The organism is Yinghuangia seranimata (assembly GCF_029953285.1).
Classification (GTDB): domain Bacteria; phylum Actinomycetota; class Actinomycetes; order Streptomycetales; family Streptomycetaceae; genus Yinghuangia; species Yinghuangia seranimata.
Map to the genome: position 1 here is coordinate 152,427 of NZ_JASAOI010000037.1, position 24,078 is coordinate 176,504.

Annotated in this window: 25 protein-coding genes and 3 pseudogenes; 13 read left to right on the plus strand and 15 right to left on the minus strand. The window is 72.2% G+C overall.

Translation table 11 applies throughout. The features are described from left to right. Nucleotides 1–81: 81 nt before the first annotated feature. The 5 genes from QI554_RS23555 to QI554_RS23575 all read right to left on the minus strand — a co-directional run bounded on the left by QI554_RS23555 (nt 82) and on the right by QI554_RS23575 (nt 4,390). Entirely contained in the window at nt 82–837 is a 756-nt protein-coding gene (locus QI554_RS23555) for an ABC transporter permease (protein WP_281472197.1), read from the minus strand. 79 nt (nt 838–916) lie between these two features. Next, a complete protein-coding gene (locus tag QI554_RS23560) occupies nt 917–1,888 on the minus strand; it encodes an ABC transporter ATP-binding protein (RefSeq protein ID WP_281472198.1) in 972 nt (323 codons plus the stop codon). A gap of 576 nt (nt 1,889–2,464) precedes the next feature. Beyond that, entirely contained in the window at nt 2,465–2,827 is a 363-nt protein-coding gene (locus tag QI554_RS23565) for a hypothetical protein (protein WP_281472199.1), read from the minus strand. Between the two features lie 702 nt (nt 2,828–3,529). After that, nucleotides 3,530–3,838: a hypothetical protein gene (locus QI554_RS23570; protein ID WP_281472200.1), complete on the minus strand. Its 309-nt coding sequence runs from the start codon at nt 3,836–3,838 to the stop codon at nt 3,530–3,532. A 138-nt stretch (nt 3,839–3,976) separates the two neighbouring features. Further along, nucleotides 3,977–4,390 (minus strand): hypothetical protein, encoded by a 414-nt coding sequence (locus QI554_RS23575; RefSeq protein WP_281472201.1) that lies wholly within the window; start codon nt 4,388–4,390, stop codon nt 3,977–3,979. A 609-nt stretch (nt 4,391–4,999) separates the two neighbouring features. Here QI554_RS23575 and QI554_RS23580 point away from each other — a divergent pair. The 4 genes from QI554_RS23580 (at nt 5,000) to QI554_RS23595 (ending at nt 10,480) form a co-directional block, all read left to right on the plus strand. Continuing rightward, the gene (locus QI554_RS23580) at nt 5,000–5,767 is read left to right on the plus strand and encodes an SMI1/KNR4 family protein (RefSeq protein WP_281472202.1); all 768 of its coding nucleotides are present in this window, start codon (nt 5,000–5,002) and stop codon (nt 5,765–5,767) included. A gap of 739 nt (nt 5,768–6,506) precedes the next feature. After that, the gene (locus tag QI554_RS23585) at nt 6,507–7,715 is read left to right on the plus strand and encodes an IS256 family transposase (RefSeq protein ID WP_281472203.1); all 1,209 of its coding nucleotides are present in this window, start codon (nt 6,507–6,509) and stop codon (nt 7,713–7,715) included. Between the two features lie 109 nt (nt 7,716–7,824). Further along, nucleotides 7,825–8,631: a transposase gene (locus QI554_RS23590; RefSeq protein ID WP_281472204.1), complete on the plus strand. Its 807-nt coding sequence runs from the start codon at nt 7,825–7,827 to the stop codon at nt 8,629–8,631. A 313-nt stretch (nt 8,632–8,944) separates the two neighbouring features. Next, nucleotides 8,945–10,480, plus strand: a complete 1,536-nt coding sequence (locus QI554_RS23595; RefSeq protein ID WP_281472205.1) for a hypothetical protein — start codon at nt 8,945–8,947, stop codon at nt 10,478–10,480. A 151-nt stretch (nt 10,481–10,631) separates the two neighbouring features. Here the strand turns inward: QI554_RS23595 and QI554_RS23600 are convergent. The 5 genes and pseudogenes from QI554_RS23600 to QI554_RS23620 form a co-directional block, all read right to left on the minus strand. Then, nucleotides 10,632–11,295 (minus strand): annotated as a pseudogene (locus QI554_RS23600) (transposase); the annotation flags it as partial. Nucleotides 11,296–11,413: 118 nt separating this feature from the next. Beyond that, complete coding sequence (locus tag QI554_RS23605) at nt 11,414–11,959, minus strand: hypothetical protein (RefSeq protein WP_281472206.1); 546 nt, start codon at nt 11,957–11,959, stop codon at nt 11,414–11,416. A 121-nt stretch (nt 11,960–12,080) separates the two neighbouring features. Beyond that, nucleotides 12,081–12,297 (minus strand): annotated as a pseudogene (locus tag QI554_RS23610) (IS5 family transposase); the annotation flags it as partial. A 538-nt stretch (nt 12,298–12,835) separates the two neighbouring features. Next, entirely contained in the window at nt 12,836–13,126 is a 291-nt protein-coding gene (locus QI554_RS23615) for a hypothetical protein (RefSeq protein WP_281472207.1), read from the minus strand. 256 nt (nt 13,127–13,382) lie between these two features. Then, the gene (locus QI554_RS23620; RefSeq protein WP_281472208.1) at nt 13,383–14,252 is read right to left on the minus strand and encodes a hypothetical protein; all 870 of its coding nucleotides are present in this window, start codon (nt 14,250–14,252) and stop codon (nt 13,383–13,385) included. Between the two features lie 239 nt (nt 14,253–14,491). On the opposite strand from QI554_RS23620, the gene QI554_RS23625 reads away from it, so the two are divergent. The 6 genes from QI554_RS23625 to QI554_RS43410 all read left to right on the plus strand — a co-directional run bounded on the left by QI554_RS23625 (nt 14,492) and on the right by QI554_RS43410 (nt 19,052). Beyond that, nucleotides 14,492–14,953 carry an ArsR/SmtB family transcription factor gene (locus QI554_RS23625; RefSeq protein ID WP_281472209.1) on the plus strand — a complete coding sequence of 154 codons (462 nt, stop codon included), beginning with the start codon at nt 14,492–14,494 and terminating at the stop codon, nt 14,951–14,953. Beyond that, nucleotides 14,950–16,098 carry a cation diffusion facilitator family transporter gene (locus tag QI554_RS23630; protein WP_281472210.1) on the plus strand — a complete coding sequence of 383 codons (1,149 nt, stop codon included), beginning with the start codon at nt 14,950–14,952 and terminating at the stop codon, nt 16,096–16,098. The genes QI554_RS23625 and QI554_RS23630 overlap by 4 nt, the downstream gene beginning before the upstream one ends. A gap of 57 nt (nt 16,099–16,155) precedes the next feature. Beyond that, nucleotides 16,156–16,800, plus strand: a complete 645-nt coding sequence (locus QI554_RS23635) for a hypothetical protein (RefSeq protein ID WP_281472211.1) — start codon at nt 16,156–16,158, stop codon at nt 16,798–16,800. A gap of 342 nt (nt 16,801–17,142) precedes the next feature. Next, a complete protein-coding gene (locus QI554_RS23640; protein ID WP_281472212.1) occupies nt 17,143–17,568 on the plus strand; it encodes a hypothetical protein in 426 nt (141 codons plus the stop codon). 250 nt (nt 17,569–17,818) lie between these two features. After that, on the plus strand, nt 17,819–18,535 hold the full coding sequence (locus tag QI554_RS23645) for an RNA polymerase sigma factor (protein WP_281472213.1): 717 nt from the start codon (nt 17,819–17,821) through the stop codon (nt 18,533–18,535). After that, nucleotides 18,528–19,052 carry a hypothetical protein gene (locus QI554_RS43410; protein ID WP_343230811.1) on the plus strand — a complete coding sequence of 175 codons (525 nt, stop codon included), beginning with the start codon at nt 18,528–18,530 and terminating at the stop codon, nt 19,050–19,052. Before QI554_RS23645 ends, QI554_RS43410 begins: the two co-directional genes overlap by 8 nt. A 91-nt stretch (nt 19,053–19,143) precedes the next feature. On the opposite strand, the gene QI554_RS23655 is transcribed toward QI554_RS43410, so the two are convergent. Both QI554_RS23655 and QI554_RS23660 read right to left on the minus strand, forming a co-directional pair. Next, the gene (locus tag QI554_RS23655) at nt 19,144–19,767 is read right to left on the minus strand and encodes an antibiotic biosynthesis monooxygenase (protein WP_281472214.1); all 624 of its coding nucleotides are present in this window, start codon (nt 19,765–19,767) and stop codon (nt 19,144–19,146) included. Nucleotides 19,768–19,975: 208 nt separating this feature from the next. Beyond that, nucleotides 19,976–20,599 (minus strand): hypothetical protein, encoded by a 624-nt coding sequence (locus QI554_RS23660; protein WP_281472215.1) that lies wholly within the window; start codon nt 20,597–20,599, stop codon nt 19,976–19,978. A gap of 83 nt (nt 20,600–20,682) precedes the next feature. Here QI554_RS23660 and QI554_RS23665 point away from each other — a divergent pair. Next, nucleotides 20,683–20,889: pseudogene (locus tag QI554_RS23665) on the plus strand (mycothiol transferase); the annotation flags it as partial. 78 nt (nt 20,890–20,967) lie between these two features. Here the strand turns inward: QI554_RS23665 and QI554_RS23670 are convergent. Further along, the gene (locus QI554_RS23670) at nt 20,968–21,147 is read right to left on the minus strand and encodes a hypothetical protein (protein ID WP_281472216.1); all 180 of its coding nucleotides are present in this window, start codon (nt 21,145–21,147) and stop codon (nt 20,968–20,970) included. Between the two features lie 74 nt (nt 21,148–21,221). Continuing rightward, the gene (locus QI554_RS23675; RefSeq protein ID WP_281472217.1) at nt 21,222–21,419 is read right to left on the minus strand and encodes a hypothetical protein; all 198 of its coding nucleotides are present in this window, start codon (nt 21,417–21,419) and stop codon (nt 21,222–21,224) included. Between the two features lie 207 nt (nt 21,420–21,626). Between QI554_RS23675 and QI554_RS23680 the strand changes: the two genes are divergently transcribed. Beyond that, nucleotides 21,627–22,565 (plus strand): helix-turn-helix transcriptional regulator, encoded by a 939-nt coding sequence (locus QI554_RS23680; RefSeq protein ID WP_343230812.1) that lies wholly within the window; start codon nt 21,627–21,629, stop codon nt 22,563–22,565. Nucleotides 22,566–22,662: 97 nt separating this feature from the next. Continuing rightward, nucleotides 22,663–23,193, plus strand: a complete 531-nt coding sequence (locus tag QI554_RS23685; protein WP_281472218.1) for a DUF3291 domain-containing protein — start codon at nt 22,663–22,665, stop codon at nt 23,191–23,193. Between the two features lie 158 nt (nt 23,194–23,351). On the opposite strand, the gene QI554_RS23690 is transcribed toward QI554_RS23685, so the two are convergent. Then, nucleotides 23,352–24,077: a type 1 glutamine amidotransferase gene (locus tag QI554_RS23690; RefSeq protein ID WP_425528036.1), complete on the minus strand. Its 726-nt coding sequence runs from the start codon at nt 24,075–24,077 to the stop codon at nt 23,352–23,354. Nucleotide 24,078: the final 1 nt, after the last annotated feature.

Consider the following 24,078-nt stretch of genomic DNA (forward strand, 5'->3'; position numbering starts at 1 on the left):
TGTGCGTGGTGTGCGTCGTCTGTGCGGGCTGTGTCGTGTCCGTGGTTCCGGCGCGTTCCGTCGGCGTACGCGCCCCTGTGGTCACTCCCAGCGGAACCAGCGCGCCGCGGCGGCGAACAGCACCACGGCCCACGCCGCCATGACCCCCAGGTGCGACCACGACGGCCACATGCCGGTCCCGGCCTGGTTGAGCGCCTCCGCCGCTGCGCCGAACGGGGTGAAGTCGACGATGGCGCGCAGCGGTTCCGGGAAGACCTGCACCGGCAGCCACAGGCCGGCGGTGCCCATCATCGGGAAGAAGAACGCCGACGCGACGCCCTGCGCGATCTTCATGGTGCGGGACAGCGCGCAGATGATCGCGCCGATGCCGAACGCGGTCAGGGTGGCCAACGCCAGGGCGAGCAGGTATCCGGCGGGCTGGCCGGGCAGCGGCACGCCGAACGCGACGCGCCCGACCACGACGGCGAGCAGTGCGGACGCCAGCGCGGCACCGCCGTTCACCGCGACCTGGGCGACCAGCAGTTGCCGGGGCCGCACCGGCGTGAGCGCGAGGCGCCGCAGGACGCCCTGTTCTCGGTAGCCGACGAGCACGGGCGGCATCGTCTGCAGGCCGGCGACGAGCAGGGCGCTCAGGACGCAGACCGGCACGTACAGGGCGATGACGCTCTGGCCGTCGAGCTCGGGCTTGTGCTCGCGGAACGCGGGGATCGCGCCGAGCGCGGCGAGCAGGACGGTCGGGAAGGCGAGCACCCAGAACATGTTGACGGGCTCGCGGGCGAACAGGCGTGCCTCGGTGCGGAGGATCGCGGCGGATGCGGGGGACAGGGCGCGGGACACGGGGGCTCCAAAGCGGGTGTGCGGTGGGGGGTGGTGGTGCGGGGCGCGAGCGCGGGGGCGTCGGCGGCGGCCTTGAGGGTCAGGCCTGTCCTGCCGCGGCGGCCGACGCAGGCGTCTCGAACGGCGTCTCGTCACCGCTGTCCAGGCCGGGCCCAGCGTCCGTCAGATCCAGGTAGGCGCCTTCCAACGTGCCGTCCGCGACACGGAGCTGATGCGCCGTCACCCGCAGGCGGGCGAGCAGGGCGACGACCGCCTCGACGGTGCTGTCGGAGCCCTCGATGGTGACCTGGCCGTCGCCGCGGACCCGCACGGCGCGTACGCCCGGCAGGGTGGCGGTCTCGGCGTCGGTGAGCGGGCGGGACGGGGTGAACGAGACGACCGTGCCGCGCGCGGAGCGGCGGACCAGGCCGGCGGGGGTGTCGAGGGCGACGACGCGCCCGGCGTCCATGACGGCGACGCGGTCGCACAGTCGTTCGGCCTCCGCCATGAAGTGCGTGACCAGCAGGACGGACACGCCGCGGTCGCGGACGTCCTCGATCAGGTCCCAGGTCTCGCGGCGGGCGTGGGGGTCCAGGCCGGTTGTGAGCTCGTCCAGCACCACCACGCGCGGGGCGCCGATCAGGGCGAGGGCGATGAACAGGCGCTGCTTGCGGCCGCCGGACAGCTTGGCGAACGGGACGTGGAAGTGCCCGGTGAGGCCGAGGCGTTCGGCGAGGTCGCGCCAGTCGGCGGGGCGGGGGTAGCAGGCGGCGTACAGCTCGAGGGCCTCGCGCACGGTGAGCTTGGCGGGCAGCGCACACTCCTGCAACTGCGCCCCGAGCAGCGCCCGGACCCGGTCCCGGTCGGCGACGGGGTCCATCCCGGCGACGCGGACAGTGCCCGCGTCGGGGACGCGCAGGCCCTCGACGCACTCGACGGTGGTGGTCTTCCCGGCGCCGTTCGGGCCGAGCAGGCCGAAGATCTCGCCTTCGGCGACGGACAGGTCGACGCCGTCGACGGCGGTGGTGGATCCGTAGGCCTTGCGGAGTCCGGTGACTTCGATGATCGGCATGCCCCAAGATTCGCCGCCGGGCCGGGGTACGGACATCGGCCGACCCGCTCGAACGCCCATCAACCGATCGGCTGATGGCGCCCTACGACCCGACGGGGGTAGAGGCCGGCACATGGTCGCGCTGCACGCCGGAGGATTGGCCCCGCGCACGCCGGAGGGCCGGCCCCGCGCCGACCGGTACGGCCTGCCCGAACACAAGCCCGACGGCGACGCAGCCGGGAGCGCGCGGGTGCCGCCCTGCGGGGCCGACGAGGCCTGGCCCGGGTCGGGCGCGGGCCGGACGCGGGTCGGACGCCCCCGATCACGGCGGCGCTCCGGGTGAGGGCCGCGGCGCGGCCCGGCATGGAGGTGTCGGCTTTCGCGGACGCCTTTATGGCGCGGACGAGTACCGGCGATGGCCGGGCCCGGTGGTTGGGAGATGCGTGCGACGCCTCAGCGCTGTCGTGCCCTGGGAGCGTCGCGGTAACCGTGTTGCTGACGAGGACGCTGTCGCCCTGGACGTGCGCGGCAACGTCGCATGGGATCCGGCTCGTGGGCGGGGCTGGGGTGCGGTCTCGTGGCCGAGCCGTCGGCGCGCTACCGGTCCAGGGCCTCTGTGCGGACCTGCGTGAGGGTGACGGCGACGCCGCCGTGGCGCAGGAACGCCGCCGTGCGTTCCATCTCGACGAGGGTGCCGGTCATACCGGTGCCCGCCAACGCGTCGGCGAGGGCGCGGGTTTCGGTGAGCGTGCGGCTGTACGCCTGCCGAAGGGCGCGCAGCACGGCCGTCCTGTTGACGGGGGCGGGGGCAGCCAGGCGTAGGCGGGTGGGGCCGTGTTCGGAGAGCAGGGCCTGGCGGATGTCCTCGGGCGTGGAGTGCGCGCCGCGGCCGCACTCGGCCCAGGCCTCGCCGCAGGTGCGGCAGCAGGCCTCCGTCCCCCACTCGACACGGGTACCCAACAGCGTCTGCCCAAGGTCGAGTGCGAGGGCCCCTCCGCACGCACCACACGTGGCTGAGGCCCGAACACCTTGGCTGATCACGGGGAGGCTCCTGCAGTGGTGGGTCAGGGGGACTTCTGCGGCACAAGGTTGGCCCACTCCGCCGCGTGACGCGCCGTCAGCGTGCGAGCGAGCCGCCAGGTGCGTTGCGGGCCTCGCCTGTTGGGGGATGGACGTCGAAGACCTGCACCGTCCCGGACCTGTCTGCCGGCGGTGGCCATCTCCCCCTCCCGACTTTGGATTGTCCGCGCGGCCGAACGGCCGTCAAGGCGCGGTGGACCGGTCTTCGACAGGTGGCCTGTCGCGTGCTGTTGGGGGCGCCTTGACAGCCGCCCGGCCGCGCTTCAAACCGCGGCAACTATCGGGAGGGGGAGGCGGTGTGGAGGCGCAATGCGTGCTTCGCGTCGCCGTCCTGCGGTCCCAGCGTGGTCGCTGCTCGGGTTTTGACGACTCGTGACCAGCCGCCACCAGGCGGTACGGGCGAGCCCGGGCACGCGCGCCTTCACACCCCGCGGCCCTTCCGACAGCTGCCGGGTTTTCTGCGCGGACAGGCGGCTGTCACGCCGCCCCGACAGCACGCGACAGGCCGCCGCCGGCAGGCAGGTCAGGGACGGTGCGGGCGGGCGCAGTCCCCGCCGCGACGGAGCAGCGTCGGCGACGCGGTCAGCCGGTCTCTTCCTCGTCCCGGAGCACGAAGCAGACCTCCTGCGGCATCCCGTCGCCGAGGAGACCTCCGCTCGCGATCACCGTGTCGGCCACTGCGGCGTTGTTGCCGCACACGTTCGCGCTGTTCATGACGCCCACGTTGATGTCGCTGGCCGCGAGGACGTCGTTGAGGACCTCGTCAAGGACAGGGCCCGGCACCTGCGAGACCGCGGTCGGTGGCGCGGCGACGGCCGGAGCCGCGGCTCCCGCGATCACGGCAAGGGCGGCCGACACCACGGCGGCGGCAAGGCGGGCGCGCGTACGCATGAGGTCTCCCGGCATGGGTCTCGCTGTCGGACGTCCATCACACCGGCGCGCACGGGCGGGGCATCCGGATTGGTCGGACGGTGGGCGTGTTCCAGTCCGGTCGCTCGAGCTGCGAACCGGGGGTCGCGCAGTGCTGGGCTACGGTCGCACCTGCCACGAACGGTCCGCCTCAGCGCGAGCCAATTCGGCGGCGTACTGACTCGCGTCGAAGTGGAACTCCGGCAATGGGTAGGGATCGGGGTCGAGCGGGGACTCCCGCGGCATCCCCCAGTCCGACCACTGCACGATCTCCCCGAACCGCTGGACGACCACGGTCAAAAAGCCGCAGCAGCCACCGGTGCACTCCGGTTCCCCCAGTTCCAGGCGGCGTGCCTCGTCGATCGTCCGGAGAGGGCTGGGGCGGCCGGCCGGCAGCACATCAGCCGCGTAAGGTCCGCGGCCGCCTTCGCGAACCGCCTGTTCGACCACGTCCTCGCCGTTGACCCGGAACCGCACCTGGGCAGCGAACCGGGGTCCCGGCGGCACCACCACGATCTCCAAATGATCGAACATCAGACCACCCTATGAAGCCCGCTGATGTCGGCGTACGGCCAATTCCTGGTTCCGGCGGTCCGGTGGGAGGGGCCACGAGACGCCTCCCGTTCTCGTGAACGTCGACCGCGGCCTGCTCGGGCTCTGTCTCAAGTTCTGTGGAGTGTGAACTGTGCGGTATCGCCGACCGTGGCTCTGGGCTCGTTGGTCGGGACGTGACATGCTCGCCCCGTCGCTTCAACAGGTGTCGCCGGGGCATCCGAGGCCCTATGGCCGAACCAATGGGAGTAAGAGGCGGTGAAAGCGGCAGCCGCACGCGTGACTCGCGACCGGAGTCCTGAATAGACCCCATTGGATCCCGGCCTTTCGCCCGAGCAGGGTGGGCCTGCAGAGGCGCCGGAAGCCCTCGCGAGCCGGCGTCGCGCAACGCTCTGTCCTGGCTGCTCCACAGAACTTGAGCCAGAGCCGCAACTCGTGGACAGAGCCACCCGCTCGCCGCGAACGCGTGACCCCACGCCGTCGGATGGGCTGCTGTAGAAGCTGGACGTGGGCGTTTCCACGGGATTCGGCGTGTCCCGCGGCGCGTGTGCGGCGCACCGCCGTCGGTGCGCGTCCGTACAGTCCGGCGCCATGAGCACCCGCACCCAGACCTCCCTCGAAGAGCCCGACGAGGAGCCGCGCCGCCGCGAACGGCTGCCGTCCCCTGTCCAGGACGAGACCGATGACGACGTGCTCCTGGCGAAGCTGGCCATGCGTGCCTGGTGCCCCGGGCAGCGCTTCGACCGGGAGTGGCTCCCGAGCGGGTGGATCGCCGAGCGGTACGGTCCGGAGCGGATGGCGCGGTGGCTCGGCCACGCGGCGACGCGCACCGCTGGCGGCGAAACGGACATCGAACTCCCGGCGCTGGCCGAGGAGGTGGCGGCGTTCTTCGCCGGCGCCGCGCGCGGACCGGTGTTCGCGCCGGCGTCCGCGGCCGACGTCGCGGCGGCCGAGCAGCTGATCGGGTACGCGCTGCCGGACCTGCTGCGCCGCGTCTACACCGAGATCGGTGATGGCGGCTTCGGCCCAGACTCCGGGCTGGTGTCGCTGCGCCGCGGGAACCGCAGGCCCGGGGACGTCACCGACTGGCCGTCCGTCCACACGGACCGCGCCGCCGACCACGACTACATGCCGCCTGCATCCTGGCTGCACCTGGCCAACGGCGGCTGCACGATGGAGTGGCAGCTCTCGCTCACCGCGGTCGACAACCCAGTCCTCCTCTACGACGCCGACGGCTGGGTATCGGACTGGGGAGAGACCCCCCACGATGGCTTGCGCCACGCCATGCCGCTACGTCGCTGGCTGTCGATCTGGGCCAACGACGGACAGGTGTGGGACGACTTCCTCGCCACCTGTTGATCCGCAACCGGCTGCCGGAAGGACGCACCGGCCGTAGCGTCCGTCCCGCCGCGGACGGGCGCGCGGTCAGGCCGGGTGGTGTGGGAGCCGTGCAGGGCAGTCGGCTTTCCGGGATGATCGTCCGCGCCCTCTGGTTCGATGTGTGCTCCCGACACGCACCAGGAGCGGGCAACGCGCTTGACTCGCGATCGGCGTGCACTGCACCCCGCCGGTATCTGACGTGCGCCGCACGCCCTGTCGCGACGCGGTGAACCGCTGTCAGGACGGCGAGTTCGGCGTCCATCGGCGCAACGGCGGATCACCGTCCAGCGCCCACAGGAGCGGGTCGCGGACGAGCTGATGCCAGGGCGTCGATGTATCGCGGGCGTATCGGAAAACGCATACGTCACCGCAACTGTCTTCCGTCTTCAGTGGAGGCATGGACCGCGGCAGACGCTGACGGTCCCCGAGGGCGCCGCTCATACCTGAAATCGAACGGACCTATCCCCTCCGCGACCGCTCCCCAAGATCTGTGCCAGAACCCAGAACTCGGGTTCTGGGCTCAGGTTCTGTGGTGCGTGCACGCAGGCTGCACGCGGTGGGATGGCGTCCCATTGCGTGGTGTAGCGGATCTTGACGGGGGTGTGCGCTGTTTGTGTGCCGTGGTGTGCATCGGCTGCCGGTGAGCGCTCCCTGAACGCGCGAGTGCCATCGTGCAACTCTCCGAGGTGAACGGGCAGTTCGACCTTGGAGGTGCACGATGGCCTTGTCCCAGCATGACCTACTTCGCTTGCTTGAGTCACTACGTTCCGCTGATGGTCTTGAACTCGTCCGCTCCGCGGCCGAGCGTCTGCTCCAGGAACTGATCGAGGCCGAGGCCACCGCGCAGATCGGCGCCGAATGGGGCGAGCACACCGACACGCGCACCGCATACCGCAACGGCCACCGCGACAAGACCGTCACCAGCCAGGCCGGCGATCTGGAGCTGGCCATCCCGAAACTGCGGGCGGGGAGCTTCTTCCCCAGCCTGCTGGAGCGCCGCCGGCGCATCGACCAGGCCCTCTACGCGGTGGTCATGGAGGCCTACGTCCACGGGGTGTCCACCCGCTCGGTCGACGACCTGGTCTGCGCGCTGGGCTCGCACACCGGGATCTCCAAGAGCGAGGTCTCGCGGATCTGCGCGGGCCTGGACGAGCAGCTCGACGCGTTCCGCACCCGTCCGCTGGACCACACCCGGTTCCCCTACCTCTACCTCGACGCGACCTACGTCAAGGCCCGCGTCGAACACCGGATCGTGTCCCAGGCCGTGGTCATCGCCACCGGCGTCACCGAACACGGCGGCCGGGAAGTCCTCGGCGTCCAGGTCGGCGACAGCGAGACCGAGGCCTTCTGGACCGCGTTCCTGCGCTCCTTGCGGGCGCGCGGTCTCGCCGGGGTCCGCTTGGTCCTGTCCGACAGCCACGCCGGCCTGGTCGCGGCCGTCCGCGCCGTGATGATCGGAGCTGCCTGGCAGCGCTGCCGCGTCCACTTCGTCCGCAACGTCTTCGCCGTCATCCCCAACGGCGCCGCCGAGATGGTCGCCGCGACCATCCGCACCATCTTCGCCCAGCCCACCGCCACCGCCGTCCGCACCCAACTCGACAGCGTCGCCGACCTGCTCGGCCACCAGTTCCCCAAGGTCAAGGACATGCTCCTCGACGCCAAGGAGGACCTCACCGCGTTCGCCGACTTCCCCCACCAGCACTGGAAGAAGATCCAGTCGACGAACCCCCTCGAACGCCTCAACCGCGAGATCAAACGCCGCTCCGACGTCGTCCAGGTCTTCCCCAACACCGACGCCGTCACCCGCCTGGCCACCGCCGTCCTCGCCGAACACCACGACGAATGGATCGCCTTCCCCCGTCGCTACCTCTCCAGCGAGAGCATGACCGGGCTCTATCCCGACAACCCCGCCCTCACCACCGACTGATCACCTACACCACAGCAAGGGACATGACCCGCGGTGGACGTTCGTCGAACAGTTTGCGGGGCTGACGCGGCGGTACGGTCAGCGCACCGAGCGCCTTAGGTCGGTGGTGATGGCCGTCGGGCTTGCGCTGGCGGGCCGCGGTGGTGCCCGTCTGGCACGCGTCTTCGGTGTCGCGATAGGCCGCAGCACTCTGTTACGCCTGGTCTGTGTGCTTCCCGAACCGGGGCTGGCCACCCCGCGTGCGGTCGGCATCGATGAGTACGCCACCCGCAAGGGTCGCACCTGCGGTGCCGTCATCATCGACCTCCAAACGCACCGGCCAATCGACATGCGGCCCGATCGTGAGACGTCCACGGTCGCCGCCTGGCTGAAGGAGCGACCCGGCATCGAAATCGTCTGCGGCGACCGGGCGCCGCTCTTCGCCGAAGCCGCCGCCGTCGTTGCCTGCAAGCGCGTTCTGATGGCGTGGCACTCTGCGGTTGCCAGCTGCATACGACACGAACACAGGAGTACTCCGCACATGACCAGCACATCGTCGGAGCGGAAGCTCGTGTTTGCCCAGGACATCACCCGCGAAGACGTCCGTGTGCTTGAGGAGTTCCTGCACACGCAACTTGGCCGAGTGTCCGACCGGGTGGGTGAGAGCGGCGAGACCGCCTTCGCGATCAACGCCCTGGTCAGCCTGGTTGCCGACTCGGCGGGACTGCTCCACATGCTGCTGAAGGTGAAGCAGCCCGATTGGTGGCAGAAAGCGATGATCGTGAGCGAATGGCAGCGACTGCGCCTCATCGCCCACCCCTACAACCACTGCGACGGATTCGATCACGAACGTTGGTGGCGTCGCATCGATCGGTACGACGCCGACGACACATTCATCACGCAGCGACGTTTGGCAACCGGCGACCCGCACGCATGACTCTGAGTTGCCGGGCGCAGAGGGCACCACGGAACCTGAGCCAGAGCCCCAACTCGTGAACATCTCGCCATTGCGCAGGGAACTCAATCGCCAGTGGACGCATGGTCGTTGGCCCGACGCCGTCAGGCCTCGGCGGGGTACCGGACGCTACGACAGGTGATCCACGCCGCAAGGCTCCGAAGGAACAGATCCCCCTCATCGCGCCTACCACTGTCGTCGCCGCTGCGGCGCTGTCCGTGGTGGCGTGCGCCGCGCCGCGCCGACGGCAGCTGCGCCGCGTGAACACCGGTCTGCAGTTCAACGTGTCGGCGGCATGCTGTTCACGGATGGCACCTTGCCGGTGTGCGCTCGTCTCGGACAGCAGCATCCGCGGCCGATAATGTCTGGCTTCATGGATCTACCGACGGTCACGGCCGAGGCCCGGCGACGCATTCTCAAGGGGGTGGCACGCAGTCCTGCCGCGCCCGACCGCGTCCTGCACCGCCTCATGCGGAAGCCCTGGGCAGCGACGGAGATCGCCGGCCGTCGTCAGCAGATGACCGAACAACTCGCCACCGCTCTCCTGGAGACGGGCAACAACCAGGTAGCGGCCGCGCTCGGCCGTAACAGGGACCTTCCCACCCCGGTCCGCTGGCGGCTCGCCGCCCACGCTGACGCCAAGGTGCGCAGTACGGCAGTCCGGCGGTTCGCATGGCCCCCGGCCAAGCCGGGCTGCGAGATATCCGTCGCCTTGCTGACCCATCTGGCGGCTGACGTCGACCCTGAGGTGCGGTCCGAGGTCGCCGGTCACAACAACACACCGGATGACGTGCGCACAAGGCTGGCTTCTGATCCGGTCGTGGAGGTTCGGGTCGCCGTAGCGACCTGGTGGAAGACACCGACGGCGGACGTCCGCCGAGCCCTGCTGTCGGATCCTGAGCCCCTGGTCCGAAAGGCGGCCTGCTCGCCCTGGCATCCCGTCCCGCCTGCGGACCTCCGCCCGAGGCTGCTCGCCATGGCGGAGACGCGGCCGCTCGTAGCACCCCACGTCAGCCTCACGCCCGCACTTGCGGCGGCGCTCGCCCGCGACCCCGACGAGGAGGTACGCGCCGCCGTGGTGGGCAACCCCGATCTGCCGCAGGCTCTGCGCGATGAGCTCGCCGCCGAACGCAACGCCCTGGTGCGGTACTCGCTTCTGGTCGCGCCGCACACCCCCGCCGAGACCCGCGAACGGTTGTACGAGGAAGTACGCGCCGGAGCCGACGACGACGACGAGTGGTTCATCGTTGACGGGCTTCTCCCGGCGGCCTGGATGAGCCGCGATTTGAACTGGCTGCGAAAGGTATCTCCAGACGAGCGGCTGACGCTCGCGGGCTCCCCCCTGGCCTTCCTGCGCTGCGGCGTGGCCTCATGGTCCGATGACCTCCCCGAGGAGGCCGTGAAGCGCTTGCTCAACGATCCGGACCCTCAGGTGCAGAAGGTCGCTGCCCTCTGCGCAGCATCCCCGTCGGCGGAGGACCTTGAGCGGATCGTCTGGGAACACGGGGATCATCGCAAGGTCCGCCCCGGAATCCTGGGACGGTCCGACTTCCCGTCGCAGGCATACCTGCGGTTCGCGACGTCCGAACGGGCACAGCTGCGAGCCGCAGCCGCAACGGCCGCCCTGCCGGCGGACATCCTGGAGAAGCTCGCCGCCGACGTCGAGCCGCGGGTCCGTGCCGCGGCCGCCGGCAATCCCAGCCTGCCCTTGCGGTGCCTTGCGCCGCTTCTCGCCGACGAGCAGCGCAACGTGGCCGAGGAAGCCGGCGCCTCCGCCCACATGCCCGTGGAGTGGATGGACGCCCTGCTGGCCGCCGAGGGCATGGAGTAGCCAGCGTATCGCTTCCTTCTCTCAGCCCTCGTAGCGGGCGAGCCTCCGACGCAGCACGAGGTTCTCACCCTGCGCGACCCCCAGGGCCTTCCGAAGCTTCGCCACCTCTTCCCGACAAGCTTGTCGCTTGACCGTTGAGGCGGCCTTGGGCCGCGGCGAGTGATCGGGCGAGGAACAGCTGTGCATGCGCGGCGATGACGATCCACGTCCAGCGGTCGGCGGATTCGGGATCGCGGAGCCGCAGCGCGGTCCAACCGAGGGTCTGCTTGAACAGACGGAACGTGTGCTCGATGTCGAACCTCCGTAGGAACGCCTGCCAGCAGCGGTCGACGTCCGCAGGCGTCGCATCCGTCTTGGAGCACCACAGCCAGACCGGCTTCGGGGTGCCGCCTTTGGGCAGGTCGACTTGGAGGTGCCGGATGACCGTCCCGGAGATCATCGGGAGTTCGTCGCTGTGGCGGACCCACGCACATCGGCGGGTCAGCCGCGGGTGGAGCCGGTCCCAGGCCGTTGCCCGCGCGGTGCCATAGCGGGAGGTTTCGGTAGTGGTGACGGCCTGGGGTTCGCCCCGTGTGTCGGGCTTGCCGAACATGAACTCGCCGCCGTGCTTGGGCGGTCAGCCACCTCGAGGTGGATGGGCGTACTTCGGTGTCGGGCGCCGAAGGACGCGGTCCGAGCGCATTCGCCCGAGCACCTCGACCGGCAGGTCGGCCAGCAGGTAAGAATTGCCCGGCGGTTACCAGCCTCTCGACAACCACGCGGATCTGCATGGTGGTCGCCTCGGCGACGTCCTCGCCCGGTCCGAGACGGACCGCGACCGGCCCGGGCTGGTGTCCGCGTTTGGTCGCAGCCACTTAGAGCGTTTCCCCCTCGGGGGTACGTTCGGTGCCGGAGCAGATCGCTGCTCTGGGGTCTGGTGGCGATTCTTGGCGGCTACCAACCGATTTCGCCCGGGCCCAGCATTCGCAGCCCCGCCTGCTCGGCCAGCCACTCGGCACGCCGGTCGCCTTCGGCAATGCTCCATTTCACGTGGACGTAGACCCGGTGTCCGACAGCGGGCTGCGACCGGTAGATGCCCGCGCAGTTGAGCATCAGTTGCACCTCGGAGTACTCGTCCCGGCGCGGCAGGCCGAGTTCAGGGACCTCAGGCCACGCGACTTCCCATCCGACGGCGGCGATCAGATGGCCGGCCGCGTCGAGGAACGGCGCTTCGACGCCCTGCTTGGACCAGTACATCGCTTCCAGCTCCCACCAGCCCGGACGCGCCGTTCCCTCACCGCACTGCGAGATCGTCACGGGTGTATCGGGCTCCGACAGGATGCCCAGCAGCCCGTCGAGCACCGGTCTCTCCGGCGCGTCCGCCCACAACGTGGTGTGCACATCGCCCGTATCGGCCAGGGCCAGCAGCCGCTGGGCGGCATCGTGCGCCGCTCCCAGGTCGTCGGACTCGAACACCGGAAAGTACCTGGTCTGCCCCATACCCGCAGATCCTGCCAGGCCACGTTCGGGACACTTGGGCGGCCTCGCGGTACGGTCCGTCGTCGGTCAACCTGGTGGCCGGGAGGCTGGCGGCGGACGTCGGCGACATGTCAGAGCTGGTTCAGGCGCCGCGCCTGTTCGGGGTGTTCTCGCGGGTGAGGCGTCGGCTCATGAGGTCGATCGGAGCGATGCGCTTCGGTTTCGTAGTCACGGGCGAGTCGCCGGTGGTGCATGAGCCGGCCGAGGGTGCGTTCGACGATCCAGCGCCAGGCGATGACCTTGAACCCGCGTGTCCGGTCGTCGGGGCCGCGTCGAACGACGTGGACGTCGATGCCGAGTTCGGTGCTGGTTGCGGTAGCCGGTGCAGGGTTCTGACCTGCGTTGGTGCGGCGGCGTTCGCGTGGGGGCGCCGCTGTTCGCGTACTACCTGAACCTTCGTCGACCACCTCGGGCTGCGGCGGCGACTCCAGGACACTCGTGACGTGGGTACTGGCCCGCCAACGCGCGAGCGGCCGTGGGCATCCTGCGAGAGCGTCTCCTGTCGGTGAGCAGGCTTCGTTGGGGCACCACAGCAGTGGCAGCAGGTCGCAGCCCTCGGGGAAGAACATGGTGGGTGCGTCTCGCGCGAAGACCTGCAGCAACGGCTGGTAGGCATTGGGCCCGTCATGCTCGGATGACGCCGTGCACCACGGCCACGGTTCGTCCGCGGGCCACAGCAGCGGCCCGCTCACGGACGAGTTGCGCACACCGGGGTTGCCGCGCTGCGGGTGCGCGAGCTTAGAACCCGAGGCCGACACAGCCGTTTTCTCCGCTTCTGCGAAACGCTGGCTACGGCCATCGACTACGGGCCTCGCAAGCACGCGGGGGCGCAGGAGCTCAGCCTGTCGGCTTCGCGGGCTCGTCCGCTACCAGTCCGCACGCATAGGGAAACAAGCGCAACCGGTAGCCCCAGTCCGGGTTCGGTGAGCCGTCGGCCATCTCATTGAGCACGTGGACAAGCCGTTCCTGCTGTTCGGCCGGCAGGTCCTCCAGGACCCAGGCCACGCTCTCCAGCATCTTCACGGCCGAGTCAGGGTCCACCTCGTGGTCGTCGCAACCCTCCAGCCACGACACGATCCCCACGACAAGGCCGGCGAGCACCGGCACCAACGGATCTCTCTCGCTCACCCTGGCAGGTTATCCACGCGGCCTGACAAGCCGAAGATCACCAACAGCATCCAGAACTTGAGCCGGAGCCTGTGAACTGAGAACGTTTGCGCCCCGTTTCGGGGAACGCTCGGGCCCCGGCGGCGGCCGGGGTGTTCAGGAGTTCTGGAAACGCCTGTGGTCGGGCGGCCGTGGTGGTGTCACCGGCTTCGGGTGCTGCGGCTCGCTCGCGCGAGGGAGAAGCGGGTTGGGGCAGCAGAGGTACAGGGGCGGCGGTTCAGAAGGGTGGCGGCAGGTCGTCGTCGGGCCACCAACACGGGAGGTCGTCACCGGGTGGGGTGCTTGGCGTTGTCGGCAGCGGGGGAACGGGGTAGGCGAACCGTAGGCCGTGGACGAGTTGCCGCACGGTGCTCAGCAGACCGTGGTGACGGGCGAACCACGGCACCTCGTCCAGGACCTTCTCCGTGTCGGCGACGACGAAGGAGTCGACCACGGCGCGCAGGGAGTCCGGGACGGGGTCGTCGGTGAGGCAGAGCCAGCCGAGGGCGGCCGCGACGCGCGTGTCCGCCGGCTGGTCCGGGTCGGGCCACAGGGCGCCGAGCCAGTCGGCGGTGTCGGGGCCGCGGTGGCTGCGGGCGAGTTCCGCGCAGGCCAGGACGAGTGCGGCGCGGACCGCGGGCACCTGCTCGGTGGCCAGCCGGGCCCGCAGGGCGGCCGTGACGAGGTCGGCGTGGTCGATCACGGTTGCGAGCGTGTCGGCGGCGGCGGTCCGCACGTCCGGGGCGGGATCGTGGAGCAGGGCCAGGAGCAGGTCGGTGTCGGCGGTGATGGCCAGGCGTGACGCTTCGATGGTCCAGGTCATCAGGTAGCCGTCGCAGGAGAAACGCCAGCCCGGACGGTCGGTGACCAGGAACGAGTCGCGGGTCGCCCCGTAGTCGCCGTGGCGGGCCACGGCGGCGGCCAGGCGCAAGGCGCGGACGCGGCACGGTGTCGCCGGGGTGGCGGCCAGGCGCAGCAGGAACGGGACGAGCAGCGGGGCGCTGGCGTTGACCTCGTAATCCGGGAACAGGTGCCTCGTCAGGTCGACCAGTGCGCGGCCGGCCGTCTCGGGGTCGGCGGAGCAGGCCTGCACGAGCAGGCGCTTCACCAGCATTCCCTCGCCTGGGCCGTGGCCCTGCCGTGAACAAAGCCACGGCCGCGCCGCTGCGTCGACGGGTCCGTCCGCTCGACGCCGGGTCGGCGCCGACGCGACAGCCGTGGCGCGCCGTGGGCGGCTCCTGACCGAGCGTGGGCCGGGTGACCGCCCGGCGTCGCTGACCGTTGTCGACCGGTGTGTCGCACGCGTCACCGTTGCGTCGGATACCCCCCACCCGTACGGTAGGACATATGAAGACCTCTTCAGATGTGCTCGTGGGGGACGACGCCGACGCCACGTGCGGCATCCGGGTCGTCGACGCCGAGCGGGTACGTGCCGTCCGGGCCGCGCTGCCCGCCGAGTCGCACGTCGCCGACACCGCCGCCGTCTTCGCGCTCCTCGGCGACCCCGGCCGCCTCAAACTGCTGGTCGCGCTCCTCGAGGGCGAGATGTGCGTGTGCGACCTCGCCGCCGCGTGCGGGCAGGGCGAGTCCGCCGTCTCGCACCAACTGCGCCTGCTGCGCGCGCACCGCGTCGTCACCGCGCGGCGCGCCGGGCGGATGGCCTACTACCGGCTCGCCGACGCCCACGTCCGCCTGCTCCTGGACGTCACGCTCGCGCACCTCGAGCACACCGGCCCCGAAACCGCTGTGGCACCGAGTGACCCCGCGCCCGTACCCGCTTCGGCCGTGAGCGGAGGCACCGCGCGATGACCTCCGCCACCGCACCCGGCGCCCCCGGCGGGCACCGGCACGACGACGAGCACACCGACCACGCCGACCACGCCGACCAAGCGCACGAGCACGAGCGCGACCACGAGCACGAGCAGAACCAGGGCCGCAAGCGGGGCCACGGTCACAGCCACGACCACGGCTCGGGCGGTCACGCAGGCCACTCGCACGGCGTCAGCGCCGACGCGGACCGCCGCTACCTGACCGCAGCCCTCGCCCTCATCGGCCTGTACATGCTGGTCGAGGTCGTCATCGGTGTCATCGCGCAGTCCCTGGCGCTGATCACCGACGCCGGCCACATGCTCACCGACGCGGTCTCCATCGTCCTCGCGCTGGTGGCGATGCGGCTCGCCGCACGCCCCGCGCGCGGCCGCTGGACGTACGGCCTCAAGCGCGCCGAGATCCTCTCCGCACAGGTCAACGGCATCACGCTGCTCCTCCTCGTCGTCTGGTTCACGTACGAGGCGGTCCGCCGCCTGATCTCCCCGCCCGACGTCGCGGGCGGCCTGGTCGTCGTCACCGCCGTCGCCGGCATCGTGATCAACGTCGCCGCGGCCTGGCTCATCAGCCGCGCCAACCGCACCAGCCTGAACGTCGAGGGCGCCTACCAGCACATCCTCAACGACCTGTGGGCGTTCATCGCCACCGCGATCTCCGGCGTCATCGTCCTGACCACCGGCTTCGCCCGCGCCGACGCCATCGCCTCGCTCGTCGTCGCAGGCCTCATGCTCAAGGCCGGCGTCGGACTCGTCCGCGAGTCCTGGAAGATCCTCCTCGAAGCCGCCCCCGCCGGCCTCGACCCCGACCTCATCGGCGGCGAACTCGCCGCCCAGGAAGGCGTCGCCGAAGTCCACGACCTGCACATCTGGACCATCACCTCCGGCTTCCCCGCCCTGTCCGCGCACGTCCTCGTCGACCCCGGGCACGACTGCCACGCCGTCCAGGTCACCCTGCAGCGCCTGCTGCGCGCACGCTGGGACATCGACCACACCACCCTCCAGGTCGACCACGCCCCGCCCGGCGTCTGGGAGATCGCCGACGCCCCTGGAGAAGCCGACGCGCACTGCGCCGACCCCCACGGCACCGTCCACCGGCCCACCGCGCCGCGGACCGTCCCCGAGGCTTGACCAACCGCTGACCCAACGCCGAACCGCGGGCCCGCCCCCACTGCCAGCATGAGCCGCATGCCGACCACCCAGCCGACCCCGCCCGCCTCGCCGGGCGAACCGGGCGGGCCCGCCGCACCGTACGCATCACCCCGCCCCGCCGGAACCCGGCCCGGGCAGCCGTACACCCCGGCCCTCACACCGGCGTCCGGCGCGGCACCCGCCGAGAACCTCGGCCCGACGCCGCGCCGGTCGCCCGCCAAGGTGCGCGCGCACTTCTACTCCCAGCCGCTCATCGTCCTCGCGCTCATCGTCGGATTCGTCCTGGTCGCGGCCGTCTACCTCATCGGCCTGCTCGGGAACGTGGTCAACCCCGGAGGGGGAGGCGGCAGCAAGGGCGTCAACCGCACCTCGTCCAACAGCCTGTGGATGAGCCGCCGCCGGCTCCGCCACGAACTGCGCGGCACCGACGCCGAATGGCGCGCCTGGGCCGACTCCCACCTGCGCGCCGCCATCGCCAAGGTCGAGGCCACCGACGCGAAACGCCGCGCCAAGGCCGACCCGTCCAAGCCGCCGCTCCCGCCGCCCAGCGTCTGCCTCGTCGCCGCCGACCGCCGCACCCTCACGGCCGCCGACGTCGACGCCCTCGTCCGCCCGCTCGGCTGGTACGTCGAGGTGGAGCACCGCGACCGGCAGATATGGGTCACCCGCAACGACGCGTGACCCCCCGACGGCGTCCAGGGCGCCTGCGACGCGGGGGAGCAGTCCGGAAGTCCTGCCGGGTGCCGGGGGCCTGCGCCGGGGCTTGACGGCCGTCCCTGGCACTCCCTGGCCCGCCAACGTGCGCGGCCTTGCCCCTCCGCGTGCCGCGCCGCGCCGCGCGCGGACGCCGTCGAGAGCCACCCACGCGAACGACGCTGAACCCCGGCGCCCGGTTTCAGGCAGCGCAGCCCCGGTACGCCCCAGGTCAGCCTCGCAATGCCTGGGGGCGCCTGGGGTCCCGCCCCTCGCGGGTGAGTACGAACGCGGATGCCACCGCACCTGCGGCGTCACGATGCTCGGAACATGCCCTCCACGACACCGCCGCCCCCGAGGCCTTCGAAGCCCCCGACGCCGTACACGCCGCCGACACAGCTCTGGTGGGCCCGGCCCGTTCCGGATATCCCCCTCGACCGCGGCGAACGACGCGACCCGACCGCGGATTTCGCTGTTGTGCTCGCCTGCGTCGTCGGGTTCCTGAGCAGCGGGTACCCCGTCGGCCTGCTGTTCTTCTCGATGTTGCCCCCCGACTCGTGCGAGCCGGGGTCGTGCGGAGGCGGAGTACGCCCCGAAACCGTCGTCCTCGCCCTGGGGTTCCTCGCCGAGATCGGCCTGGTCCTCGCGGCCGGCCAACTCTGGCGCCGCCGTCAGCGCGTCGCGCGGTGGGCCTGCGCGCTCGTCGCGCCGGCGATGCCGTGGCTCGCGCTGGGCGTCGTGACGGGGAAGGTGTAGCCGCCGCGCCCTCGCCCGGGGGACGGCCACAGGCACCGGCCCCCGCCGCGTCACGGCGGGCGTGGGACGCTGGCGCGGACCGGGCTGAATCCTTCCGGTACCCGCGCGCCTCTCATAGGCGTGCGGACGACAGGCGTCCGCCACCGTCTCCGGGAGGACCCCATGACCGCCGTCGTCATCGCCGCCGCGGCCGCCGCAGTGCTGCTGTGCGCGTGCACCCTCACCCTGCGCCGCCGCCGGAGGCGTTCGCGTGGCTGACCGGCACACCTGGCCCGGCGCGACCCTCGTCAGCGCGGCGCAGCAGGGCGACGCCGACGCGATCACCGCGCTCGTGCACGGCTCGTACCCGCACGTGCGCCGGTTCGCGCACTCGCTGTGCGCCACGCCCCAGGACGCGGAGGACGCCGCCCAGGAGGCGCTGATCATCCTCTACCGCAAGATCGGGATGCTGCGGGCGTCCGGGGCGCTGGCGTCGTGGATGTTCCGGATCGTCCGGAACGAATGCCTGCGCCGGGCCCGCTCGGTGGTCCACCGGGAACAGGTCTACGGCGTCGGTGCCGACGGCGCGTTCGACGGCCCGGGCGGCCCCGGCGGGACCGGCGGGACCGCGCGGTCGGCGGAGGAGGACGTGCTGGTGCGGCTGGACGCCGAACGCGTCGCGGCCGCCGTCGCCGCCCTGCCCGCCGACCAGCGGCAGGTGCTGATCATGCGCGACATCCAGGGCCTTCCCGGGCGTACCGTCGCCGACCGGCTCGGGCTCAGCACCCCCGCGATGAAGTCCCGCCTGCACCGCGCGCGTTCGGCGGTACGCGAGGCCCTGCGGGAGGAACCGTGGCCGGACGGGACCGGCCCCCGCGACGGGGCACGGGCAGGCGGGGAGGCCGACCCCCGCCGCCCGCTGCGGGACTGCCTGCACGGCGAGACGGAGACGGCGACCGCGACCGGCACTGGAGGCATCGATGCGTGAAATCACACTGGACAGCCCGGCCGCGGTGTCCGCCGCGGCCCACGACCCCGGCGGGACCGGTGCCGGGACGGCCCGTGGGCCCGCCCCCGACGCGGGGCCCGCGAAGGCGGGCATGCGCGAGCGCGTGCAGGAGCTCCCGGTCAAGGCCCGTACCGTCGCCGCCGTCGAGGGCGTGGTCGGGGCCGGGGCCGAAGGCCGCGAGGCCGTCACCGGGTCCGCGGACCCCACGTCGGCCGCCGTGCCGGCCGAACGCACACCCGCGCGCGGCGGGTTCGCGAGCGCGTCCGTCCCGCGTCACCTCGCCCGGGGCGCGGTCGGGTTCGGGGCGTTGGTCGCGTCGCTCGCCCTGCTGCCCGTCGTCGGGGTCGTGAGCCTGCTGCTCGCCCCCGTCGGGCTGGTCGCGCTGCGCGGCTGCCCGATGTGCTGGGCGATCGGCCTCGTCGAGACGATCTCGGCCGGCCGGCTGCGGCGCAGCTGCGAGAACGGGACGTGCGAACTGAAGCGCGCCACACGGTAGACGGCGTACACACGGATGCGGGGCCGCGGCCCACGACGGGCCCGGCCCCGCATCCGCCTCCGTATCCGCGTCCGTGTCGCGGACACGGCGTCTATCCGTCCGCGCGCGCCATCGTGACGAGTTCGAACTCCTCGATGCTCAGCAGCGTGACGTTCGCCTTCTTGAGCCCCTCGCCGCGCACCGCCGCCTGCGGCCCCCGGGACGCGATCATCGAGGCCTTGTCGCGGAACAGCGTGCCGACCATGCCCCGGCCCGCCGACCCGTTCATGAACAGCGTCGCGCCGACCAGCCCGTCGATGGCCTCCAGGCCGGGACGGCCCATCTCGTTGAACGTCGAGACGTACAGTGCGGCGTCCGACGGGGCGAACTCCACCCGCCCGGTGCGCAGCCATCCGCCGGGCCCGACCTGCGGCTGCGGGGTGAACGAGACGGCCTCCCACGCCTCCGTGGTCACCGTCGTGGCGAACGGCTGGAGCAGCTCCATCCGGCGCTCCCGCAGCATCTTGTCGCTCTCCGCGCGGGCGCTCTCGCTCTCCCACCACGAACCCATCAGCAGCTTGCCGACCTCGCGGTCCGCGAACAGCCCGAAGCGGCGGAAGCCGGCCTGGGCACGCAGCAGGTCCGGCGCCTCGCGCGAGAGTGCGTCGAGCGCCGCGCCGAGCTGCGCCGGGTCGCCGGTCACGTAGGTGGTGCGCACGTACATGGGTTCCTGCATGGCTCGTCCTTCTGTCGGGCCGGCGCGGCGTAGCGCCGGCTGCCTTCCCATGTGACGCCCGCGCGCGGTGAGCGGCAACGCAGGTGGCCCATGCGGGTGAGCCCGTCCCGCCCGACGGCGGCGTGGTCTCTGGGAGCGGGCGGAGCGCGCCGCGGGGCGGGGCCGCGAGCTCGGCCCCGCCCCGCGGCGGACGGGGGACGGGGGACGGTCAGGCTTCCTGCATGTCCATCGCCACGATCTCGTACTCCTCCAGCCCGATCAGCGAGGCCTGCATGCGCTGGAAGCCGTCGCCGCGGACCGCCGCCTGCGGGCCCCGGGCGGAGGCCAGGGCGTCCTGGTCGCGGAAGATCGTGCTGATCATCGCGCGGCCGGCCTTCGCGTTCATGAGCAGGGTCGCGGCGACGAGGCCGTCGATGGCCTCCAGTCCCGGGCGGCCCGCGTCGACGAAGGTCCGGGCGAACGTCCCGGCGTCCTTGGGGGCGAACTCGACGCGCCCCATGCGCGCGCCCGCGTCGGGCCCGAACCGCGGCGCGTCGGTGTACGAGACGACCTGCCACGCCTCGGTGGTGACCGTGGTGGCGAACGGCTGCAGCAGCTCCGTGCGGCGGTCCCGCAGGGCGGCGTCGCTCGCGTCGCGGGCGCTCTCGCTCTCCCACCACGAGCCCATCATGATCTTGCCGACCTCGCGGTCCGCGAACAGCCCGAAGCGCTGGTAGCCGGGCTGGCCGCGCAGCAGGCCCGGGGCGTCGCGGGTGATCGCGTCGAGCGCGGTGCCGATCCGGGCGGGGTCGCCGGTCGCGTAGGTGGTGCGCACGTACATGGGGTCCTGCATGGTGGTTCCTTCCTGGGCGGTGCGGCGGCGTCCCGCCGGCTGCCTCCCATCCGAAGCCACCCGGGGGGAACCGGCAAACGCCGCTGGGCCGTTCGGGCGCCGCCGCGCCGCCGCGCCGCTCGGCCGAACCGTCCGACCTGTCGCTGCTCGGCCTGGTGCGCCACAGGGCCCGGATCGAGCAGAACTGGTTCCGACGCGTCATGGCCGGACGGGACGTGACACCGCACTACCGCACCGCCGACGACCGCGACGCGGACCCGCTACGCGGACCCGCTACGCGACCGGACCGACGGGCGGATCAGGCAGTAGCGCGGAACCCGGCGGCCATCGATCAGGAGCAGGTTCCCAAGCAGGTTCCCAAGCAGGGTCTAACGCAGACGCAGCCCGAACGACTCGTCGCCCTCTTCGGTGCCGAAACAGCCCACTGTCGAGTAGCCGTCGTGGTGCGAGACGTCGATACTGTGGAACGTCGCGGTGGCGGGCGCCGCCGCCGACAGCACCGCTGCGGCGGCGGCCAACGTGAGGAACCAGACCTTGGTGATCTTCACGCCGGGTCCAACGCCGCGCGACGCACCAGGTCACGCGCGCGACGCACTCCGCCGGAGCGGGCGATGACCGGCCACTACTTGCTCCAGTGGAACTCGAAGCCATATGCGTCCGACAGGGTCAGGTGGTGGTCGTAGCCTTCGGCCTCCGGGCTGCGGAGTGCGACGTTCGTGCCGCCGGTGTGGGCGACATCGTCAGCCTGGGCGATGCCGCAGAAGGAGAGAGCGGCCCCTGTGAGGGCCAGGACCGCCAGAACGCGCCGCTTGTTGGTCATGCTCGATCAACGACGCTCAGCGGCGGCTGTCACGGCCTTTCCCCCGTGTGCAATGCGGGGCAGTCAGGGCTTGGGCGCGGGATGCGCGGGATGCGCGGGACGGCGTGCGGTGTCCCGGGCCCGTCCCGTGCCTCGCGCGTTCCCTCCGTGCGTGCCCGGCCACCCCGGCGGCCCTCGTCGGGGCGGGCGCCTGCCTAGACTCCGAGGGTGGACCTGACCATCCCGAACACCGACACCGCTGCCAGCGCCGCTCCCGATCCGGGCCCGGGCGTGGGCCCGGAGACCGCCGCGCGGGGCGAGGAGCGGCCCGATCTGGCTGCCGCCGACGCGGCGCTGGACGCCATCGGCGCGCTTGCCGACCCGGTACGCCGCGCGCTGTACCGGTTCGTGGCCGCCGCCGGGGCGCCGGTCGGGCGTGGGGAGGCCGCGGAGGCGGTCGGCGTGCAGCGCACCCTCGCGGCGCACCACCTGGACCGGCTCGTCGAGGCGGGACTGCTGGAGACCTCGTTCGCGCGCCCCGAGGGCCGCCGCGGTCCCGGGGCCGGGCGACCGGCGAAGCTGTACGCGCGGGCGAGGGACGCCGAGGCCAGCGTGTCGGTGCCGCCCCGGGCGTACGACACCGCGGGCCTGGTGCTGGCCGGGGCGCTGGACCTGCTGCGCGCGGACGCCGCGGTGGCGGCGTCGGCGCGCGAGGAGGGGCGCCTGGTGGGGGAGGCGTACCGGTCTCCGGGGTCGGGTGCGGCGGCGGAGGGCGGGACGGGGGCGGGCGGGTCGGTGGAGGCGCAGCGCGTCCGGGTGCTGCGGGCGCTGCGGGAGCAGGGGTACGAGCCGTACGACGACCCGGCGGACAAGGCCGACCTTGCGGGCGGCCTTGCGGACGGGGGCAGCGACGCCGCCACCGCCCTTGGGGCCACGCCTGGGGGCGATGCCGGGTCCGACGCCGGGTCCGTGGGTGTCCGCGGGCGGATCCTGTTGCGGAACTGCCCGTTCCACCGCTTGGCGGCGCAGTTCCCGCCGTTGGTGTGCGGCATGAACCTGGCGTTGCTCGACGGGGTGCTCGAGGGCGCGGGCGCGACGGGGTGGCGGGCGCGGATGGACGCGGCGGCGGGGCGGTGCTGTGTGGCGCTGGAGCCGGCCGACGACTGACCATGCGAACAGGGCTCGGACCGGGGGCTGCACGGGCGGGGGCAGGCCCACTTCTAAAAACAATCTCCATTGACATATTGGTGCGGGAGCTGATGACATGACGCCCATGCCGAACACGCCCGCGCCCACGCACCCGTCTGGCCACCACCTCGCGCAGCTCAACATCGCCCGCCTGCGCGCCCCCGTCGACTCCCCGCAACTCGCCGACTTCGTCGCCGCCCTGCCCGAGATGAACGCGCTCGCCGAGTCCTCGCCCGGCTTCGTGTGGCGGCTCCAGGAAGACCCCGACGACCCCCACGCCACCGTCACCCCGGCCGCGTTCGGCCCGGAGTACATCTTCACGATGTCCGTGTGGGAGGACGCCGACAGCCTGTGGGACTACGTCTACCGCAGCGGCCACCTCGACTTCCTGCGCCGCCGCCAGGACTGGTTCGCCGAGGTCGGCGAACGCTCCCAGGTCCTGTGGTGGATCCCCGCCGGCCACCTGCCCACCGAGCACGAAGGCGCCGAACGCCTCACCCACCTGCGCGAACACGGCCCCGGCCCCGAGGCGTTCACCTTCCGCCAGCGCTACCCGGCACCCGACGCCGCCCCGGCAACCGCCCACGCGACCGCCCAGGCGTCCTAACCCCTCCGGGCCCCGCCCCGAAGCCCCCGGCGCGCACGGTCCTCCAACCCCTGCCGCACGCGCCGGCCGCCGAAAACGCCGGCGGGCGGGCAAGGATGCACCTGACGCACCCTCACCCGCCCGCCGGCGGAACCCCGTTCAACCTCGCGGCAGCGGACTCAGCCCGCCTGCGCCCGCACCGCCCGCAGCCGCTCCGACCGCAGCTGCTCGTGCCAGCGGTCCTCCAGCGGCGTGAGCGGCACACCCGTCGCCCACGTCAGCAGCAGATCCGCGAGCCCCGGGTTCCGCGACATCACCGGCCCGTGCAGGTAGGTGCCCAGCACCCGGCCCGACCACGCGCCCTCCGTGCCGTCCCCGGTCCCGTTCCCGAACCCGGCCGTCACCCGGGCCAGCGGCTTCGCCCCGGCCCCCAGGTGCGTCACACCCTGGTGGTTCTCGAACCCGGACAGCGGCTGCAGCCCCAACTGCGGGTCCACGTCCGCCAGCACCTCGCCGACACACCGCCGGCCCACCGGACCGCGGCCCGACTTCACGTCCAGCAGCCCCAGACCCGGCTCCACCCGGTCCAGGTCGTCCACGAACTCGTGCCCGATGATCTGGTAGCCCGCGCACACCGCCAGCAGCGTCGCACCCCGGGACACGGCCTGACCCAGACCCGGGTCCTTCCGCAGCCGCTCCGCCGCCAACCGCTGCGGACGGTCCTCGCCGCCACCGATCAGGTAGATGTCCCCGGACGTCGGCACCGCCTGGTCCGACCGCACGTCGACCCGCTCCACGTCGATCCCGCGCAACCGCGCCCGACGCTCCACGATCAGCGCGTTGCCCTGGTCCCCGTACGTGCTCAGCAGGTCCGGGTAGATCCACACCAGGCGCAGCTTGCTCATC